At 74.4% G+C, this 18,631-nt stretch carries 15 protein-coding genes; 8 read left to right on the top strand and 7 right to left on the bottom strand.

Annotation, left to right across the window (positions count from 1 at the left end; translation table 11 throughout):
* Positions 1 to 189 precede the first annotated feature (189 nt).
* From AB0P03_RS02480 to AB0P03_RS02470, 3 genes are all read left to right on the top strand, one after another.
* The gene (locus tag AB0P03_RS02480; protein ID WP_363579553.1) at positions 190 to 1,263 is read left to right on the top strand and encodes a GAF domain-containing protein; all 1,074 of its coding nucleotides are present in this window, start codon (positions 190 to 192) and stop codon (positions 1,261 to 1,263) included.
* A gap of 235 nt (positions 1,264 to 1,498) precedes the next feature.
* Positions 1,499 to 3,088: a lipase maturation factor family protein gene (locus tag AB0P03_RS02475; RefSeq protein ID WP_363579667.1), complete on the top strand. Its 1,590-nt coding sequence runs from the start codon at positions 1,499 to 1,501 to the stop codon at positions 3,086 to 3,088.
* Positions 3,089 to 3,293: 205 nt separating this feature from the next.
* Positions 3,294 to 5,483, top strand: coding sequence for a hypothetical protein (locus tag AB0P03_RS02470; protein WP_363579551.1), 2,190 nt, complete (start codon positions 3,294 to 3,296; stop codon positions 5,481 to 5,483).
* Between the two features lie 88 nt (positions 5,484 to 5,571).
* Here the strand turns inward: AB0P03_RS02470 and AB0P03_RS02465 are convergent, their stop codons facing one another.
* On the bottom strand, positions 5,572 to 6,600 hold the full coding sequence (locus AB0P03_RS02465) for a transglycosylase SLT domain-containing protein (protein ID WP_363579549.1): 1,029 nt from the start codon (positions 6,598 to 6,600) through the stop codon (positions 5,572 to 5,574).
* Between the two features lie 49 nt (positions 6,601 to 6,649).
* On the bottom strand, positions 6,650 to 7,456 hold the full coding sequence (locus AB0P03_RS02460) for a helical backbone metal receptor (RefSeq protein WP_363579547.1): 807 nt from the start codon (positions 7,454 to 7,456) through the stop codon (positions 6,650 to 6,652).
* A 186-nt stretch (positions 7,457 to 7,642) separates the two neighbouring features.
* Here AB0P03_RS02460 and AB0P03_RS02455 point away from each other — a divergent pair, with 186 nt between their 5' ends.
* The 3 genes from AB0P03_RS02455 to AB0P03_RS02445 are packed head-to-tail and all read left to right on the top strand — an operon-like array spanning position 7,643 to position 10,737.
* A complete protein-coding gene (locus tag AB0P03_RS02455) occupies positions 7,643 to 8,755 on the top strand; it encodes an ABC transporter substrate-binding protein (RefSeq protein WP_363579545.1) in 1,113 nt (370 codons plus the stop codon).
* A gap of 3 nt (positions 8,756 to 8,758) precedes the next feature.
* Entirely contained in the window at positions 8,759 to 9,847 is a 1,089-nt protein-coding gene (locus AB0P03_RS02450) for an iron ABC transporter permease (protein ID WP_363579543.1), read from the top strand.
* Positions 9,844 to 10,737 carry an ABC transporter ATP-binding protein gene (locus AB0P03_RS02445; RefSeq protein WP_363579542.1) on the top strand — a complete coding sequence of 298 codons (894 nt, stop codon included), beginning with the start codon at positions 9,844 to 9,846 and terminating at the stop codon, positions 10,735 to 10,737. The genes AB0P03_RS02450 and AB0P03_RS02445 overlap by 4 nt, the downstream gene beginning before the upstream one ends.
* Here AB0P03_RS02445 and AB0P03_RS02440 read toward each other — a convergent pair.
* The 4 genes from AB0P03_RS02440 to AB0P03_RS02425 form a co-directional block, all read right to left on the bottom strand.
* The gene (locus AB0P03_RS02440) at positions 10,722 to 11,744 is read right to left on the bottom strand and encodes an isocyanide synthase family protein (RefSeq protein ID WP_363579541.1); all 1,023 of its coding nucleotides are present in this window, start codon (positions 11,742 to 11,744) and stop codon (positions 10,722 to 10,724) included. The genes AB0P03_RS02445 and AB0P03_RS02440 overlap by 16 nt on opposite strands.
* 99 nt (positions 11,745 to 11,843) lie before the next feature.
* Positions 11,844 to 13,214, bottom strand: a complete 1,371-nt coding sequence (locus AB0P03_RS02435; protein WP_363579540.1) for a cytochrome P450 — start codon at positions 13,212 to 13,214, stop codon at positions 11,844 to 11,846.
* Between the two features lie 104 nt (positions 13,215 to 13,318).
* Positions 13,319 to 14,692: an MFS transporter gene (locus tag AB0P03_RS02430; RefSeq protein WP_363579538.1), complete on the bottom strand. Its 1,374-nt coding sequence runs from the start codon at positions 14,690 to 14,692 to the stop codon at positions 13,319 to 13,321.
* A 257-nt stretch (positions 14,693 to 14,949) separates the two neighbouring features.
* The gene (locus tag AB0P03_RS02425; RefSeq protein ID WP_363579536.1) at positions 14,950 to 15,513 is read right to left on the bottom strand and encodes a sigma-70 family RNA polymerase sigma factor; all 564 of its coding nucleotides are present in this window, start codon (positions 15,511 to 15,513) and stop codon (positions 14,950 to 14,952) included.
* Positions 15,514 to 15,568: 55 nt separating this feature from the next.
* Here AB0P03_RS02425 and AB0P03_RS02420 point away from each other — a divergent pair, with 55 nt between their 5' ends.
* On the top strand, positions 15,569 to 15,838 hold the full coding sequence (locus AB0P03_RS02420) for a zf-HC2 domain-containing protein (protein ID WP_363579534.1): 270 nt from the start codon (positions 15,569 to 15,571) through the stop codon (positions 15,836 to 15,838).
* A 310-nt stretch (positions 15,839 to 16,148) separates the two neighbouring features.
* Here AB0P03_RS02420 and AB0P03_RS02415 read toward each other — a convergent pair whose 3' ends face one another.
* A complete protein-coding gene (locus tag AB0P03_RS02415; protein ID WP_363579532.1) occupies positions 16,149 to 17,078 on the bottom strand; it encodes a hypothetical protein in 930 nt (309 codons plus the stop codon).
* Positions 17,079 to 17,321: 243 nt separating this feature from the next.
* Here AB0P03_RS02415 and AB0P03_RS02410 point away from each other — a divergent pair, with 243 nt between their 5' ends.
* Entirely contained in the window at positions 17,322 to 18,572 is a 1,251-nt protein-coding gene (locus AB0P03_RS02410) for a cytochrome P450 (protein ID WP_363579530.1), read from the top strand.
* Positions 18,573 to 18,631 lie beyond the last annotated feature (59 nt).

Raw genomic sequence — 18,631 nt, 5'->3', positions numbered from 1 at the left:
TGAATTGGCGGAAATCGGCCCGTCCTTACGCTGAGGAGTTTTGCCATGGCTCTGAGTGGGAAGTGATCTTGACCCGCCGCGGCAACCTGCTGAGCGGCCGCTCACATGCGGCTTTGACTGTCCATCAGCAACGGTGATGAGCCGGACCGGGAGCACCGAACCGCCCGGATGTCTGATTACATGTGCGCCATGACTGATGTGATGAGCACTCAAGGCCAGTTCCCGGGTGCCGCCGGGGAGTCCGAGCGGACCCGCAGGCTGCGCAGCCTTGGTCTCAACGAACCGTCCGCGGACGAGGCCTTCGACCGCTTCGCCCACCTGGCCGCCAGCATCACCCGCGCTCCCATCGCGATGGTCAACTTCATCAACGACGAGCGCCAGATGTTCCGGGGGCTCTACATTCCGCCAAACTCGAACGACGTCGCGGTCGACGACGGCGCTTCCTGGGCCGATCGGGGCATCGCCTTCGACCTCCCCACCCGTCAGATGCCGCTGAGTCACGGTTTCTGCCCGCACGTCGTCGCCCAGCGCTCCCCCCTCGCGCTCGACGACATCCTCGCCTACCCCCGGTTCTCCGGGAACCCGGTCGTCGACGAACTGGGCGTGCGCGCCTACCTCGGCGCCCCGCTCGTCGACGACACCAACACCGTCATCGGCACCGTCTGCGTCCTCGACCGGGAACCCCGGCAGTGGGGGCGCGAGCGGCTGCGCGACATCCAGCACCTCGCCGAGGCGCTGCTCTCCGAGATCCGGCTGCGCGACAACCTGCTCGCCCAGCAGCAGGAGATGTTCGCCGCCTTCGACGGCTCCCCGTTCCCCATCATGCTGACCGACGGTCCCGGTCAGGAGATCCGCTACGCCAACGCCCAGCACGCCGACACCTTCGGCGCCCCGGTGGCGTACGGCGCGATCGGCCTGGCCTACCCGCAGCTCGGCGCCGCCGGCCTCCAGCAGGCCATCGTCGAGGCCTACCACACCGGGCGCAGCACCGTCCTCAACGACGTCCGGATCCAGTCAGGCCGCCCCGACGCCCAGCGCGGCCAGCAGGTCTTCAGCTTCACCTGCACCCCGCTGCGGGCCGCGCGCACCGGCCAGGTCAACGGTGTCCTCACCGTCGGCATGGACGTCACCGCGCAGTCCCGCACGGAGGAGGAACTCGGCACGCTGGCCGCCCTGCTGGTCGACCGGCTCCAACAGAACGGCGCCACCCCCGTCGGCCGCCCGGGCATCGCCGGGGAGTCCGGACTCGTCCTGCCGAACTGAGCCGCCGACCCGCCGACCCGCCGTCCGCGTGCGGCGTCGCCGTCCCCCTCCGCACCATCGCTCGCCGATCCGCACCACCGCGCACCACCCGCCACCGTGGCGGGGCGCCTCTCACCCCCGAGGAGAGGCTCCCCGCCACGGTGCCGTCCGGGTGCGGGCCCGAGCGGGTGAACCGTCCCCGCCCGCACCCCGGCCGCGTCCCGCCCGGCGGCCGCCGATGGTAGGCATGGGCCGCATGGACTGGTTCGCCGCCCCCGACCACTGGCTGAGCCGACTGCTCGTCCAACGCCTGCTCGCCGGCCTCTACCTGATCGGATTCCTCGCCGCCGCCGCACAGTTCCGCGCCCTCATCGGCAGCGACGGCATGCTGCCGGTGCCCCGCTTCACCGCCCGGGTCCCGTTCCGCCACGCGCCCGGACTGTTCCACCTCCACTACAGCGACCGCTTCTTCGCCGCCGTCGCCTGGAGCGGCGCCGCGCTCGCCGCCGCCGTGACCGCCGGACTCGGTGACGCCGTCCCGCTCTGGGCGTCCGTCCTGCTGTGGGCGGTGCTCTGGGGGTTCTACCTCTCGATCGTCAACGTCGGACAGACCTGGTACTCCTTCGGCTGGGAGTCGCTGCTGCTCGAAGCCGGCTTCCTCGCCGCCTTCCTCGGCAACGCCGACACCGCGCCGCCCACCCTGGTGCTCTGGCTGATGCGCTGGCTGGTCTTCCGGGTCGAGTTCGGCGCCGGACTGATCAAACTGCGCGGTGACCGCTGCTGGCGCGACCTCACCTGCCTGCGCTACCACCACGAGACCCAGCCCATGCCCGGGCCGCTCAGCTGGTTCTTCCACCACCTGCCCGACCCGCTGCACCGCGTCGAGGTCGCCGCCAACCACTTCGTCCAACTCGTCGTCCCCGTCGGACTCCTCCTCCCGCAGCCGGTCGCGAGCTACGCCGCCTGCGCCGTCGTCGCCACCCAGCTGTGGCTGATCGCCTCGGGCAACTTCGCCTGGCTCAACTGGCTCACGATCACGCTCGCCCTCGCCGCCGTCGACCCGGCCCGCATCGGACTGCCCGTCCACGCCCGCGTCCACCCCGCCACGCCCGTCTGGTTCGAGGCGCTGGTGATCGCCCTGACCGCGGCCGTCGCCGTCCTGAGCTACTGGCCGGTCCGCAACCTCGTCTCCCGCCGCCAGGCCATGAACCGCTCCTTCAACCGGCTGCACCTCGTCAACACCTACGGCGCCTTCGGCAGCATCAGCCGCGTCCGCCAGGAGGTCGTCGTCGAAGGCACCGACGAACCGACCCTCACCCCGCACACCGTCTGGCACGAGTACGGCTTCAAGGGCAAACCCGGCGACGTGCGCCGTCTCCCGCGCCAGTACGCCCCCTACCACCTGCGGCTCGACTGGCTGATGTGGTTCGCCGGCATCTCACCCGCCTACGCCCGCCCCTGGTTCCTGCCCTTCGTCGCGCGCCTGCTCGCCGGCGATCCCGCCACCCTCCGCCTGCTGCGCCACAACCCCTTTCCCGGCACCCCGCCGACCCACGTCCGGGCGACCCTCTACCTCTACCGGTTCACCAGTTGGCGCGAACTGCGGGAAACCGGCGCATGGTGGCACCGCACCGCGCTCCACGAGTACCTCGCGCCGGTCGACCTCACCTCCCTCGGCCACGCCGGGTACCGCCCACCCCTCGGCCGACGGCTCCGCGCCGTCCCGCTGGACCGGCTGCGGCGGCCCGGGGCCCGCCCGGGGGCCCCGCCCGCCCGGCCCGACGGCCGTGGGCCCCAGTACCCGTCCGGCCCAACGTCCCACCACCCGTGCGGCCCTCCCGGGTAGCGGCCAGGCGGGGGGTATGGCACACGACACCGGCCCGTCGGGCGGTGGGTGCGTGCAAGGCTCGAACGGGCACCCGTATTCTGGGCGTCCACAACCGGCGGCCCGCCCGCGCGCCCCCCAGCCCCGCCCCCGGGGCACCCCGCGCAACCGGTCCGCCGCCCCCTCGCCGCCAGCCCCGCCGTCGTCGCCCAGAACCGGACCTCACATGACAGTGCTTCACTCGCGCAACGCCGACGCAGCCGACCCGGCGGACGTCGCCGACGCCGCAGACGTCAAGGACCCCCAGGACGCCAAGGCCACCACGGCGGAGACCGACCTCCGCGAGGACCTCGGCCGCTACGCCGAACTCGGGGCCTTCACCCTCACCGCCGACACCCACGCCTGGTACGCGGCCGTCGACACCGTCGCCACCCCCGAGGACGCCCGGGCCGCCTCCACCGCCCTCGCCGAACTGCGCGGCCGCGACCTCCGCCAGACCTGGGACGCCGTCACCGTCCTCGCCGCCGACGCCAAGCTCGACGAACCCGACACCGTCGCCAAGGCCGCACTCCTCGTCGAGATGCTCCAGCGCGTCCACCGCACATCCGCCACCCTCACCCCCGCCGCCTACGACGCCGACCTCGGCGCCCTCGCCGCCGCCACCGCGGACGGCACCTGGCGCCGCGAGAACGGCGTCAAGCTCTCCTGGCTGCGCGCCCGCTCCCTGCGCAAGCAGGCCACGGCCCTCGCCGCCGACCGCCGCATCCGCCGCGAGGACCTGCACGAGGCACTCGCCTCCGCCGAGGTCGAGCGCCGCGCCTGGGCCGCCCTCGCCCCCGCCGGCACCCTGCCGGTCGTCCCCGCCGACGGCGCCCTGGTCGAGCGGACCGCCCAGGCCTTCGAGGCGATCAACACCGGACTGCGCGGCCTCGCCCGGCTGCTCCCCGACCACGACCTCGACGGGCTGGCCTTCGCCGAGCTCGTCGACCTCGTCGAGCGGCTCGCCGCGGACGAGGGCACGCTCTACCGCCTGCCCACCATCCGCGGGCTGCGCACCACCCTGGAGGAAGCCGGCCTCGGCGACCTGCTCACCGAACTCGCCGCCGCCCGGGCCGACCGCCGCGCCGCCGAAGCCGCGTTCGCCGCCCGCCAGGCCCTGGCCGGCGGCCAGCGCGATGGGCTCGCGGGGGAGGGCAGCACCGTCGAGGTTCCGGCTTCGGTTCCGGGTCCGGGTCCGGTTTCGGTCGAGGAGACGGTGACCGACGCGGACACGGAAGCGGAAGCGGAAGCAGACTCGGGCGAGGCTGAGGCCGTGGTCGAGACGGCCGAGGCAGCCGAGGAGGAGGTGACGGAGGAAGCCCCGTCCGCTGTCGTGGTCTCCCTCCCGGCACCGTCCCCGGCCGCCGACGACCTGGTGGTCGCCGCGACCGCCGCCCTGGCGGAGGCCGCGGAAACCACGGAGGCCGAGGCCGCCGTCGAGGTTTCCGCTGTCGAGGCCGTGGCCGACGCCAAGGCCGAGGTCGAGCTTGCGGAGGAAGCTCCGCTCCTGGAGGACGCGCCCGTCGTCGAGCCGGAGACGATCGAGCCGGCTGCGGAGCCTGAGACGGTTGCCGAGGTCGACGCGGTCGAGGTTCCCGTGGCCGAGGTTGAGCCGGTCGCTGAGCCTGCCGTTGTCGTGGAGCCGGTGGTCGAGGTCGAGGCCGTCGAGGAGGCGCCCGCCGTCGCCGTTGCGGAGCTGGTGGTCGAGGTCGAGGAAGCTGCGGAGCCTGAGACGGTTGCCGAGGTCGACGCGGTCGAGGTTCCCGTGGCCGAGGTTGAGCCGGTCGCTGAGCCCGCCGCTGTCGTGGAGCCGGTGGCCGAGGTCGAGCCGGTTGCTGAGCCTGCCGCTGTTGCGGAGCCGGTGGTCGAGGCTGAGGCCGTCGAGGAGGCGCCCGCCGCTGTCGTCGTGGAGTCGGTTGAAGCGACCGAGGCCATTGAGGACGTGCAGCCGGTGGCTGAGGCCGAGGCCGTCGAGGAGGCGCCTGCTGTCGCCGTCGCGGAGCCGGTGGCCGAGGTCGAGCCGGTTGCTGAGCCCGCCGCCGTTGCTGAGCCCGCCGCCGTTGCTGAGCCCGCCGCCGTTGCGGAGCCGGTGGCCGAGGTCGTCGAGCCCGCGCCCGCCGTCGAGCCCGCGCCCGCCGTCGAGCCCGCGCCCGTCGCGGCCGGCCGGCCCGAGAAGCCGGACTTCACGCCCGGCCGGCCCGTGACCGCCTACTCGGCCGACGAGCTGCTCGCCGTCGTCCGGTGGGTGGACGGTGACGGTGTGAAGCGTACGGAGGAGGAACTGCTGCGGGCGGCGATGAAGGAGCTGGGCTTCGCCCGCCTCGGGCCGCGGATCAAGGAGGCGCTGGGCGCCGCCGTCACTACCGCGCGGGGCTGACGTACCAGCGGGGAACAACGGCGAAGGGCCCGGGACGCGAGACCGCGTTCCGGGCCCTTCCGCCGTCCCGCGCGGGTTCGGGGGTTTGTCAGCCGGTCTTGGTCCACGGCTGGCCGGTCATCAACGCCTTGACGTTGGCCACGTATCCCGGGTTGGGGATGACCAGGCTGCCGACGACCTGGCCGGTGGCCGGGTCGGTGACGGTGTTGTAGTGCACGTTGCCCGCCCCGGCGTTGTACGCGGAGATGACGAGGTCGAGCAGCGGCGTCTTGCCGGTGGCCGGGTCGGGGGAGAGGTCGTATTTGCCGTCGAAGGAGGAGTCGCCGTAGTAGGCGACCAGCCAGTCGAGCAGCTGGGTGCCGAGCTGGACGTTCCCGGGGAGGGTCTTCGCATCGGAGGTGGTGCCGAACTTGCTGTTCATCCAGCTGATCGTGTTCGGCATGATCTGCATGGTGCCGATCCCGCCGTCGCAGGCGAGGATGCCGGACTGCCAGCCGCTCTCCTGCCAGGCGATCGCCTTGACCAGGTTGACGGGCAGCGGCGGGAGCTTGTCGGTGCCGCCGCTGCTGAGGTTGAGCGTGCGGGCCTGGCCGGCGGCGGTGGCGAGGGCCGCGCCGACGGCCTCCTTGGGCTCGTCGGGCTGGGGCTTGCTGGGCTGGCAGCTGCTCTGCAGCGGCGGGACGTGCGGGGTCGGCGGAGCGGGCGGCGGCGGGGGAGCGACCGGGCCGGGCTTGGCGACGGGCACGGGGGCCACGACGGCGGGCTTGGCGACCGGGGGCGGTGTGGTGGGAGCGGCGGGCGGGCTGCTCGGGGCGCCGGGCTTGGTGGCGGTCGGGGCCGGGGTGGTCGGGGCGGGCTTGCTGGACTTGCTCGCGGACGGGTTCGGGCTGTGGGAGGCACTGGCCGTCGGGGAGGCGGTCGGCGTCGGGGTGGCGGTCGCGGACGGGCTCGCGCTCGGCGTCTCGGTCGGCGTCCCGGTGGCGGCGACCGCCGTGGTGTCCGGCGCGCTGTTCTGGTGGTTGTCGGCGTGCTTGGTGCCGCAGCCGGCCAGGACGGCCGTCGAGACTGCTGCGGCCGACACCATGACCAGTGCTCTCCGGGATGCGCTGACTGCCACTGTGGTTCCCCCCACTCGTCACCGGCGGTCCCGGTGAGTGGCGGTCATCCTACGATGTGCCGTTCGAGCCCCGTACGAACGGGTGGTCCAACGCGTGCGCGAGGACCGTCGGCGCCGTCACCAGGGACGGTCCGTACCAGGTCAGGTGGCGTCCGCTGACCAGCGCCGACGGGACGCCGGGGAACGCCTCGGGGCCGTCCTGTGCCGTGAAGCGGTACGGCTCGTCCGGGAGGACCACCAACTCAGGGCGGCAGGCGAGCAGTTCGGGCAGCGGGATGGCGGGGTAGCGCTCGGCGTGCCCGGCGTGGACGAGCCGGAGGCCGAGGCGGCGCAGCAGGTCCCCGGCGAAGGTGTCGCGGCCCAGGACCATCCACGGGCGGCGCCAGACCGGAACGATCGCCCGCGGGCCGTCCGGCGGGCGCCGGACCGGGGACCACGCTGCCTCGGCCCGGTCCAGCCAGTCCGGGCGCGGGAGCGCACAGGCGGCGGTGAGCAGCCGGTCGAGCGAGCGGAACGCGTCGTCCAGGGTGCGGATGTCGGTGACCCAGACCGGCAGGCCGGCCGCCCGCAGCGCGTCCAGGTCGGGGCGCCGGTTCTCCTCGTCGTTGGCGAGGACGAGGTCCGGGGCGAGGGCGAGGATGCCCGGCACGTCCGGGTTCTTGGTGCCGCCGATCCTGGTGACCGCCAGGTCGGCCGGATGGCTGCACCAGTCGGTGGCGCCGACCAGCAGCCCGGGTGCGGTGGCGGCGACCGCCTCGGTCAGCGACGGCACCAACGACACCACCCGGCGCGGCGGGCGCGGGCCGAACCGGACGGGCAGGTCGAGATCGTCCCGCAGGACGGTGGGATCGGCCATCCGGTCACCCTACGCCGGGGGTTCGCGGATGGGCGGCGGTCGGGCGGCGAACGGGCAGCGGCCGGCGGGTGAACGGGAGCCGGGCGGTGCGGAAATCCCCGGGAACCCCCCGGACGGTCCGGCCGACTACCTGGTCCGGGTTCGCAGGACGGGCCCCGAGCACGATCACCGACCAGGAGAATTGTCATGCGCCCTCGCGTTGTCTGCGGAATCGCGGCCGCCGTCGCCCTGTTCGCCACGGCCTGCGGAAGCGGCGCCGGAAACGGCGTCGGAAACGGCGGCGGGGGAGGCGGAGAGCGCGGCGCGGCCGGCGCCGCCCAGACCGCCCCGGCCGGCGGCTATCCCGTCAAGGTGGCCGACTGCGCGGACCGCGAGTCCACCATCGCCAAGGCCCCCGCCAAGATCGTCACCAGCAACGCCGCCGCCCTGGAGATACTGCTCCAACTCGGCGCGGGCGACCGGGTGATCGGCACCGGCTTCCCGCCCGGCAAGGGCACTCTCCCGCCGGCCCTGGCCGAACAGGGCGCCAAGGTGCCGGTGCTCGGCGACAAGACCATCCCCAAGGAGAAGCTGCTCGGCTCCGGCGCCGACCTGTACGTCGACACCTTCGGCGCGATGCCGATGATGGGCGGTGGCGCCACCGGGCCCAGCGAGGAGGAGTTCGCGGCGGCCGGCATCCAGCACGTCTACCTCCTCTCGACCGCCTGCGCCGGCACCCCCAAGGCCGCCAAGGCGCCGCGCACCGACCTGTCCGGGGTCGAGAACGACATCCACCGCCTCGGCGCGGTCACCGGCACGGCCGCCCGTGCGGAGGAACTCGTCACCGGGATGGAGAAGCAGATCGGCGAGGTGCGCACCGCCCTCGCCGGCGTTGCGGAGGCGCAGCGGCCCGGCTACTTCGTCTTCGACTTCGACGCCGGCACCAAGCAGCCGGTGGCGGTCTGCGGTCGGCAGGTCGCCAACGCGGTGATCACCCAGGCCGGCGCCCGCAACGTGTTCGCCGACTGCGACGCCGACTTCAAGCCCGGCTCCTGGGAGGACGTCGTCGCCAAGAACCCGGACTGGATCCAGCTCGCCGTCCGCAACCGGGGCAGTGAGGAGGCCACCCGCAAGGCCTTCGACGACGCCGAGGCGTTCCTGCGTGGCTTTCCCGCGACCCAGGGCCTGAAGGCCGTCCAGGAGGGCCACTTCGTGCGGCTCGGCTCCGAGGTCACCACCATCGCGGGCGTGCGCAACGCCGATGCCGTCCGGCAGATCGCCGCCACCGTCCACCCCGACCTCGTCAAGAACGGGCAGTAGCCGGTGACGTCGGCCGTCTCCGCCGAACGGCGCGACGAGCCCCGCCCGGCCCGCACCCTGCGGGCCGGGCCGCTGGCCGTCGCGCTGATCGCCGCCTTGGTACTCGCGCTGACCGCCGCCGTGTCGTTCGGCGCAGTGGACATCCCGCCCGGCGAGGTCTGGTCGGTGGTCGCCCACCACCTCACCGGGCGGGCCCCCGAACCCGGCACCCGCGACCTCATCGTCTGGCAGCTGCGCGTCCCGCGCGCCCTGCTGGCGGCGATGGTCGGGGCCGGGCTCGGCCTGGTCGGCACGGCCGTGCAGGCCCTGGTCCGCAACCCGCTCGCCGACCCCTACCTGCTCGGCATCTCCTCCGGCGCCTCCCTCGGGGCGGTCGCCGCGATCGTCCTCGGCACCTCGCTCGGCCTCGACCTCGCCTTCGGCAGCGCGCTCGGCCTCACCGTCTCCCTGGCGGCCTTCGCCGGCGCGCTCGCCGCGTTCTCCCTGGTCTGGCTGGCGGCCCGGCGCGGCGGCGGCTTCTCCCCGCTGCGCCTGGTCCTCGCGGGCATCGCCATCGCCCAGTTCCTCGGCGGCATCACCAGCTACCTCGTCCTGCAGACCCGCGACGAGCAGCAGACCCGTGGCGTGCTGTTCTGGCTGATGGGCAGTCTCGGCGGCGCCGTCTGGGCCCAACTCGCCGTCCCCGCCGTCGCGGTGGCGCTCGGATTGGCCCTGCTCCAGGCCCGTGCCCGCGGGCTCAACGCGATGCTCATGGGCGACGAGACGGCCGCCGGGCTCGGCGTGGACGTCACCCGGCTGCGGCGGGAGGTCTTCGTCGTCACCAGCGTGCTGACCGGCGTGCTGGTCGCGGTCTCCGGCGCGATCGGCTTCGTCGGACTGATGGTGCCGCACGTCTGCCGTCTGCTCGTCGGCGGCGACCACCGGCGCCTGCTGCCGCTGTCCGCGCTCACCGGCGCGCTGCTGCTGGTCGTGGTCGACACCGTGGCCCGCACCGCGCTGGACGGCCAGGAACTGCCGATCGGCGTGGTCACCGCCGTCCTCGGCGCCCCCACCCTGCTCTACCTGCTGGACCGACGACTGGAGCGCACGTGAGGATCGCCGTCGAGGACCTGAGCGTCACCCTGTCCGGGCGGGCGGTGGTGGCCGGCGTCCACCTGGTCGCCGAGGAGGGGGAGATCGCCGGCCTGGTCGGGCCCAACGGCAGCGGAAAGTCCAGCCTGCTGCGCACCGTCTACCGGCACCTGCGGCCGAGCGCCGGGCGGGTGCTGCTGGCCGGGCGCGACCTGGCCGGGCTGCGCCCCGCGCAGTCCGCCCGGCACATCGCTGCGTTGCCGCAGGAGCGGGGCGGGGACTTCGAGTTGAGCGTCCGCGAAGTGGTCGCGATGGGCCGCACCCCCTACAAGCGGTCGTTCGCCGCCGACGACGCCGAGGACCACCGGATCACCGCCGACGCGCTGGCACGCGTCGGCATGGCGGATGCCGCCGACCGCCGCTTCGCCCAACTGTCCGGGGGCGAACGGCAACGGGTGCTGCTGGCCCGCGCGCTCGCCCAGCAGCCTGACGTCCTGGTGCTGGACGAGCCGACCAACCATCTGGACGTCCGCCACCAGGTCGAACTCCTCGCCCTGCTGCGGGACCAGCGCCGCACCACCCTGGTCGCGCTGCACGACCTCAACGCCGCCGCCTCCGTCTGCGACCGGCTGCACGTCCTGCACCGCGGCGCCCTGGTGGCCTCCGGGGCGCCGCGCGAGGTGCTGACCGCGGAGCTGCTGGCCGAGGTTTTCGGCGTTCGGGCCGCGGTGGTCGAACACCCGCTCACCGGCGACCCGTTGATCGCCTTCGACCACCGCACGCCGGCCGTCCCGACCGCCCCGGCCCCGGCCCCGGTGGAGGGTGCCGGGGCCGGGGCGGACGCTGGTGGGGCGGGGGTCGAGGGGGTGCAGGCTGCCGAGGTGGGGCCCGCGCGTCAGAACGCCTCGTAGTGGCTCGGCCGGCCGTCGAGTTCGACCAGCCGGCCGCGCTGCGCGGCGTCCTCGCTGCGCAGCAACTCCCAGTCCCCGTCGGCACGGTGGAGTACCGATGAGTGCCAGGGCGTCATCCAGGCGTCGGCGGCCTCCAGCAGCCGGATGCCGAACTTCGGTGCGCCCGCCGGTTGCGGGTGGATGGAGAGCCGGACCGACCGGGGGTGCTGCTCGGCGATCAACTCGCCCCAGGCGCGGCTGCGCTGGATCACCCCGTACGCGCGGCGGCGGCAGTCGCGTTGCAGGGCGGAGCGGGTGCCGGTGAAGCCGACGGTGTCGTCGGTCAGGAAGCGGGTGATGCCGCGGTAGAGCCGCAGGGTCTCCTCGTCCGTCAGCACCAGCTCGCGCAACTCCTCGACGCTCGGCGCGTACTGGGCGTGCACCCGGGCGCGTTTGTCGTCGTACGGCAGGTCGCCGAGGACGTCCCGCAGGTCGAAGGTGGCGAGGTGGGAGAGGTCCTCGCGTGCGATCATCGCCGTCAACTCGTCGGAGTACTCGTCGATGTGGTCGTCGGGGACGTGGACGAGGTCGCCGAAGATGTGGCCGTCCGAGCAGATCAGGATCCGCGCGCCGGGCTCGTAGTACCCGCCGATCTCCGCGCAGAGCCCGTCGAGGAAGGTGAGCGACAGCCGCTCGCCCTCGTCGGGCAGGTGGCTGAGCACCTTCGCGGGATTCGGCGACTTGCAGGGGAAACCGGGCAGGGTGAACAGGATCGGGTCGCCGGCGGTGATGAAGTCCGTCAACTGGGCTATCTGGAACGGGAAATGCTCGGGCTTGGCGTCCAGCCTCGGGTCGGAGGCGCGGCGGTGCGGCAGCAGCAGGCCGAGGATCCGGGCGGCGAGCCGCGCGGCGGACTGCGGGTCGGACTGCGGGTCGGCGCCGCCCCCGGTGTTCGCGGGCTCGGGCGCGGGTGTGGGCCCGGGTGCGGTGTGGTGGTGGCGGGTGGAAACGGTGCCGGCGGGCGGCATGGTGGTCCTCCGTGGAAGGTGGTGCGGGTGTGGAGCGGACGCCGGGTAGACGTCGGCGGGCGGCCTCGGGGTGTTCGTGCGGTGGCCGAGGGCCCCGGCTCAGACGCGCCGGTCGTAGCCGACGGGCAGCCGGTTGACCCCGCGCGCCAGGACGGCGGGGATCCAGGCGAGGGAGTCCAGGCCCTCACCGGCGGCCGCGGACGGGCGCAGCCCGGGCAGCCGGGTGAGCAGGGTGGCGATGGCGGTCTGGAGTTCGGCCCGGGCCAGGGCGGCGCCGGGGCAGTAGTGGATGCCGTGGCCGAAGGCGAGATGGGCGTTGGGCGTGCGGTCGAGGTCGAGGCGGTCCGCGTCCGGGAACCGCGTCTCGTCCCGGTTGGCGGCACACAGCGAGACGATCACCGAGTCGCCGGCCGGGACGGTGGTCCCGAACAGGTCTCCGTCCTCGGCGAGGAAACGCCAGGTGGTGAGCTCGAACGCGGCGTCGTGGCGCAGCAGTTCCTCCACCGCGCGGGCCAGCAGGCCGGGGTCGTGGGCGGGCCCCTCGGAGAGGGAGCCGCGCAGCCGGGCGAGCTGGTCGGGGTGGCGCAGCAGGGTGATCAGCATGGTGGTGATCTGGTTGGTGACCGGCTCCTGGCCCGCGACCAGCAGCTGGAACACCATGGAGTCGAGTTCCTCGCGGCTCAACTCGCCCGCGTCGTGGGCGGCGACGAGGCGGCCCAACAGGTCGGCGCCGGCCGTGGCCGGGCCGTGCCGGTCGTGATCATCGGCGGGGTTCCCGGCGCGCTTGTGGGCGACGACGTCGGCGATGTACGTCTGGAGGCCGCGCAGCCGCGCCTCGTACGCCGGGCGGCCCGGGTCGTGCGGGCCGACGGGCTGCACGACCTTGCCCCAGTCGCGGTCGAATCGCCTCGCCAACTCGGATGGCAGGCCGATCACTTCGGCGAGCACCCGGAACGGGAAGTGTGCCGCGAAGCCGGCCACCAGGTCGGCGCCGCCGGCCTCGGGCAGTTCGTCGACCAGTGCGTCGGCCAGCTCCTGGAAGCGCGGGCGCAACGACTCCACCCGGCGCGGCGCGAAGGCGTCCAGGACGAGCCTGCGCATTGTGGTGTGCTTGGGCGGGTCCTGGTGCAGCAGGTGGACCTGCAACTGGGAGTGCTGCGGCTCCGGCATGATCGACGCCAGCTTGCGCCAGTCCTCGTTGCCCAGCGCGTGGTTCTTGCCGAACCGGGGGTCGTTGAGGGCCTCGTGGGCGGCTTGGTAGCCGGTCACCAGCCAGGCGTGGATGCCGCTCGGGAACTCCACCCGGTGTACCGGCCCGGCCTCGCGCATCCGCCGGTAGAGCGGGTACGGGTCGCTCTTGTACGCGGGGCCGTACAGCGGTACGGGGTCCGGGAGCTGGTCGTACCCGTACGGGCAGCGCGGCTCGTCCGCCGGGTGGGCCGGCGCCGGGTCGTGGACGGTGTCGGTCATCTGCGGTGTTCCTCCGGTCGTGCGGGCATGACGGGGTGCGGGCTCTGGGGGCACGGGCCCCGGGGTGCGGGCGAGGGGAGTCGGGGAGACGCGGTCCGGCGGTCTCAGGTCCGTGGACGGCGGTGCAGGGCGAGCAGGACCACGGCCGTCGCCGCGACCAGGGCGGCCATGGCGATACCCGCCCGGGTGCCGGTGGTGGCGCGGTCGCCGGCCAGCGCGGCGGCGCCGGCCAGGGCCGGGCCGAGGGCGAAGCCCAGGCTGCGGGCCAGTTGGACGGCGGAGCCCGCGGTGGCGAGCTTCCCGGGGGGCGAGGCGGTCATCACCAGGGCCTGGGTGGGGCCGCCGTTGAGGCCCATCCCGACACCGGCCAGGGCGAGCCGCCAGGCGACGTCGGCGGCGGACCAGCCGGTGTCCAGCGGGACGAGCAGCGCCAGGCCGAGGGTGGTGACGGCGGCGCCGGCGAGCGCGGTCGGGCGGGCGCCCCAGCGGTCGGCCAGCCGCCCGCCGACCCGGCCGGCCAGCACCATGCCGAGCGGGAAGGCCAGCATGGTGAGCGCGGTGGCGGTGGCGCTCTCGCCACCCGGGCCGCGCAGGTGCTGGGCGAGCAGGTAGTGGCAGGCCGCGAAGCCGGCGGCGAGGGCCAGCACCGACGCGTTGACCCCGACGGTTCCGGCGGCCCGCAGTACCTCGGCGACCGGCCTGCCCCCGGGGCGGCGCAGCCAGACCAGCACCAGAGGGGCGGCGGGCAGCGCCAGCAGCAGCCACAGCGGCGCCTCCGGGGCCAGGGTCAGCGCGAGCAGCACGGCGGCGACGGCCGCGCCTATCAGGGCGGCGTCGCCGAGTGATGCCCGGTCGGGCGGGCGCAGGCGGCCCCGCCGCGGGGCGTACCGGCGCACGATCAGCACGGCGGCCAGACAGACCGGCAGCTTGATCAGGAAGACCGCCCGCCAGCCGAAGTGGTCCAGCAGCAGGCCGCCGATGACCGGCCCGGTGACGGCGCCGAGCGGGCCGAGCGTCGCCGGGACGCTCATCGCCCGTCCGCGGGACTCGGGGCGGACGGAGGTGGCGGCCAGCACAGGCATCAGGACGAACAGCACCGCGCCGAAGGCGCCCTGGAGCAGCCGGGCGGCGATCAGCCAGCCCGCCCAGGGGGCGAGGGAGGCCAGCACGCTGCACGCGGCGAAGCAGCTGACGGCGAGCAGCAGCGCCGAGCGGGTGCCCACCTGGTCCAGCCAGCGCCCGGCGGGCAGGAGGAGCGCCACCAGAGGGAGTTGGTAGCCGAGGGTGGCCCACTGGGCGACCCCGGCGGACACGTGCAGGCTGGCCGAGATATCGGTGAGGGCCAGGTTGACCACGTTCATGTCGAGCATCGCGACGAACGAGAGCAGCCCGGCGGCCACGACCAGGATCCACCGGTCCGCTGCATCGGATTGACGGTTCGTCAGCGTGGCGGCGGCCAGTGGCTGTTGCGCTGCCATGGAGTCCCTCCGTTGCCCGACTGCTGTCCCGGACACCGCCTCGGCGGCGGGGTCCGGTACAGCAGTCGGAGGCGCGGGGGCTCCAGTTCCGAACATGTGGGGGAATTTTCGGATGGGCCGACGGATGGGCGGGTGGGGGTGGCAGGTGGCGGGCGGCGGACAGATGGCAACCGACAACTAACAGATAACAGATGACAGATTTCGAAATCTGTTATCTGTTAGTTGTCATCTGTTACCGCCACCTGCCGTCCGTCCGCTCAGCAGGCCGCTGCGAGTTCCCCGCCCTCGGCCGCGCGGAGCCGGGCTATCAGCTCCTCCCGGGCGCGGGCGACTCGGGAGCGTACGGTGCCGATCGGGCAGCCGGCGACCTCGGCCGCCTCGGCGTAGCTCAGGCCGACCACCTGGGTGAGCACGAAGGCCTCCCGCCGCTGGGCGGGCACCCGGTCGAGCAGGTCCCCGAGCGCGACGCCGTCCTCGAACCCGGCCGCCGGTTCGGCCCCCTGCCGCTCCGCCGCCTCCTGCCAGTCCGGCAGCGCCGCGCAGCGAGGTCGGGCGGCAGCCGTCCGGTACCGGTCGATCACCGTGCGCCGGGCGATCGACAGCAGCCAGGTGCGGGCCGAGGAGCGGCCGGCGAACGCGGGCAGGCCGCGCAGCGCGCGCAGGAAGGTCTCCTGTGCGAGGTCGTCGGCGGACTGGACGTCGGTGAGGTGGGCGACGAACCGCCAGACGTCCCGCTGGGTGGCACGGACGAAGGCCTCGACGTCCGGGGCCCGGCCCGCGCGGGCGGTCAGCGCGAGCGCGGTGAGCTGCTCGTCATCCACGGCGGCCTCCCACCCGGCCGGTCCCACCGCGAGGGCAGTGCGGGACGATGGTCGTATGAGATGCGCGCAGTTCCGTACCGCCCTGTCGGCCCGGCTCGACGGCGAACCGACCGGACTGCCGGTTGGCCGGCTGGACGGGCACGTCGCGCGCTGCGCCGGCTGCCGAGCGTGGCTGGAGCGGGCCGAGCAACTGCGCGGCCGCGTCCGGGTGAGCGCTGCTGCCGGCCCGTCGGAGGAGTGGTCGGCCCGCTTGCTGGACGGGCTCGGCGTGAGGGGGCTCGGGGGCGGTCAGGCTCCGGACGGGCCGGAGGCCGTGGAGCGGTAGGACGGTGGCGCTGGCCCAAGCCGGTGCGCCGTCGTAGTCAGGCATGCGAAGGTCCTGAGGGGAGGGCTGGGAGCGGCGCCACCCGAGGCGGCGCCGCCGGCGGTCCATGGGACTTCCGCGCGGCCCACGGCGCCTCCACGGAGGAGACGGCGGGCGGGCGGGCGCGGGCCCGGGCCCTGGCGGCACGGCGGCGAAGGCGCGGCCGAGCGGCAGGGCGACCTGCCCGCCGAGCGAACCCCGTGGGCCCTGCGGTCCCCGGCGGCGGTGGGCTGCCGGGGCGGTGGGCGGAGGAGTGGGGGCGGCGGGCGCGTCAGCAGGCGAGGGCGAGCGCCGGCGGGCCGCGCCGGACCACGGCATGGGTGAGCAGCACCGACCGGGATGGCCGGGTCCGGCCGCCGGTGGGCCGGGGCGCAGTCGGCGGGCGGTAGCCGAAGGGGCGCGCGAACAGCGCCAGCAGCGGGAGCACCAGCACTCCCGCGACCACGGTGCCGAGCGCGCCGAGCAGGTCGAAGAGCCGGACCAGCGCGGCGTCACCGCGCCACAGCAGCAGCGCGCAGGCCAGCGCGGCGAGCGCGTGGGCGGCGATCATCCCGAGGGGCATCCCGTGCGCCATCCCGTGGGCCATGCCGTGTGTCGTCCCGGAGGGCATCCCCGCCATCCCGGCCACGTCCAGCGCCGTCCCATCGGCCGAAGCCGAAGCCGAAGCCGAAGCCGAAGCGGACGCGGAGACCGACATGGAGACCGACGCGGACGTGGATACCGATACCGGGGCGGAAACCACACCCGCCGCCGTCCCGTGGTGCATGCCCGCCATGGCGTGCAGGCCGTTGGCGGCGGGCGGGACGTCCGGGTCGAGGCCCGCCATCCGGGCCAGCTCGACGGGGGAGAGCCCGCCGGGGATCCGCTCGGGGTTGCAGAGCAGCAGCGAGGCCCAGTCCGTGGTGGCGAGCCGGCCGAGCCCGCCGCCTCCCCGGCCGAGCGCCGCGGCCTGTTCGAACAGCAGGTGCAGCGCGCTCTGCGCCGCGACCATCCAGGCGCTGATCGCGCCGAGCCCGCGCCGCCTGCCGGCGAGCAGCCAGGTCAGACCGAGGACGGCCCCGAACGCGCCGGCCAGCACCGGCGGTGAGACCCCGGCTCCGGCCATGGCGACGTGCGCCGCGGCGGCCAGCGCCACGCACAGCGCGGCGAAGACCACGGCGCGCAGCAGGCGGATCCGGTCGGTCATCACGATGGCACTCATCGTCGCACCCGTCCCGCCCGGCCCGGACCGCACCCTCCGGTATTGGCCGGTTCCACCCCGTGAGACCATGCCCGGCCCCGTGCCGCCGCGCGTCGAGACACCCGGTCCGGCCGCCGCACCAACCCGTTCGTACGACCATCGACGCGGTTTGACATCGCCCTCCGCTTGCTCACTAAATGTGCACACCCCGGCACCGATGGTGGCCGCCGGGCGAACCCCGAACGCGAAGCAGGAGGCCCGGCCATGGAGACCTCGACCGGCTTGGCGGCCCCCGCCGCCGACCTCGCCGACCCCCGCTTCTGGCAGCTGCCCGCCCCCGCCCGCGCGGTCGCCTTCGCCGAACTGCGCCGACTCCCCGCGCCGGTGTTCTTCGGAGATCCCGCCACCGGTCGGGGCTTCCACGCGCTGGTCCGCCACGCCGACGTGGTCGAGGCCAGCCGCACCCCCGCGGTGTTCCTCAGCGGCCCCGGCGTCACCACCCCGGAACCGCCCCGCTGGGTCCGGCTGGTGTTCGGCGACTCGATGGTCAACCTCGACGACCCCCGGCACGCCCAGCTGCGCAGGATCGTCTCGCGAGCCTTCACCCCCCGGCTGCTCGGCCAGGTAGAGGAGGACATCCGCCGCGTCGCCACCCGTCTGGTCGACGACGTCGAGCGGCGGCGGCCGGAGGACTTCGTCACCTCCGTGGCCGCCGAGCTCCCCTTCCAGGTGATCTGCACCATGATGGGGATCCCGGAACACCCGCGCCGAATGATCCTGGACCAGGTCAACCACGCTTCCGAGAACATCGGCGTGGCCCGCCCGCTGCGCCGCCGGATCCGGATGCCCGGGCGCGGGCTGCTGGCACTGGCCCGCATGCAGGGCATGGTCGCCTCGATCGGCCGTGAGCGCCGCCGCAGGCCCACCGAGGACCTGATCTCCGCCCTGGTCACCGCCGACGTGGACGGCCGTCGGCTCACCGGACGCGAACTCGGCGCGTTCTTCTCCCTGCTGCTGGTGGCCGGCGTGGAGACCACCCGCAACGCGCTCGCCCACGGCCTGCACCTGCTGACCGCGCACCCGGAGCAGCGCGCCCTGCTGCTCGCGGACCTCGACGGGGGGCTCGGCGGTGCGGTCGACGAGATCATCCGCCACGCCACGCCGATCATCCACTTCCGCCGGACCCTCGCCGTCGACCACGAGCTCGGCGGCCCCGGGGGCCCGCTGCTGCGCGCGGGAGAGAAGGTCGCACTGTTCTTCGGCTCGGCCAACCGGGACGAGACGGTCTTCCCCGACCCGGACGCGTTCGACATCACCCGCACGCCCAACCCCCACCTCGGCTTCGGCGGCGGAGGGCCGCACTACTGCATCGGGGCGCACCTGGCCCGGCAGGAGATGAAGGTGCTGTTCCGCGAGCTGTTCGCCCGGCTGCCCGAGGTGCGGTCGGTCGGCGAGCCGGACATCGTTCCGTCCAACTTCGACCACCGGGTCCGGTCGCTGCGCTTCACGTTCTGAACCGTCCGAGCCCTCCGAGCCCTCCGAGCCCTCCGAACCCTCCAGCCCTCCGAGCCCCC

Source organism: Kitasatospora sp. NPDC088779, assembly GCF_040685395.1.
GTDB lineage: Bacteria > Actinomycetota > Actinomycetes > Streptomycetales > Streptomycetaceae > Kitasatospora.
Note: the sequence above shows the minus strand (reverse complement) of the source record. Positions and strands in the feature narration are given on the sequence as shown.

Coding starts and splice junctions, on each gene's coding strand:
- AB0P03_RS02480 (WP_363579553.1), top strand. CDS start 190: ATGACTGATGTGATGAGCACTCAAGGCCAGTTCCCGGGTGCCGCCGGG.
- AB0P03_RS02475 (WP_363579667.1), top strand. CDS start 1,499: ATGGACTGGTTCGCCGCCCCCGACCACTGGCTGAGCCGACTGCTCGTC.
- AB0P03_RS02470 (WP_363579551.1), top strand. CDS start 3,294: ATGACAGTGCTTCACTCGCGCAACGCCGACGCAGCCGACCCGGCGGAC.
- AB0P03_RS02460 (WP_363579547.1), bottom strand. CDS start 7,456: ATGGCCGATCCCACCGTCCTGCGGGACGATCTCGACCTGCCCGTCCGG.
- AB0P03_RS02455 (WP_363579545.1), top strand. CDS start 7,643: ATGCGCCCTCGCGTTGTCTGCGGAATCGCGGCCGCCGTCGCCCTGTTC.
- AB0P03_RS02440 (WP_363579541.1), bottom strand. CDS start 11,744: ATGCCGCCCGCCGGCACCGTTTCCACCCGCCACCACCACACCGCACCC.
- AB0P03_RS02435 (WP_363579540.1), bottom strand. CDS start 13,214: ATGACCGACACCGTCCACGACCCGGCGCCGGCCCACCCGGCGGACGAG.
- AB0P03_RS02430 (WP_363579538.1), bottom strand. CDS start 14,692: ATGGCAGCGCAACAGCCACTGGCCGCCGCCACGCTGACGAACCGTCAA.
- AB0P03_RS02420 (WP_363579534.1), top strand. CDS start 15,569: ATGAGATGCGCGCAGTTCCGTACCGCCCTGTCGGCCCGGCTCGACGGC.
- AB0P03_RS02415 (WP_363579532.1), bottom strand. CDS start 17,078: ATGAGTGCCATCGTGATGACCGACCGGATCCGCCTGCTGCGCGCCGTG.
- AB0P03_RS02410 (WP_363579530.1), top strand. CDS start 17,322: ATGGAGACCTCGACCGGCTTGGCGGCCCCCGCCGCCGACCTCGCCGAC.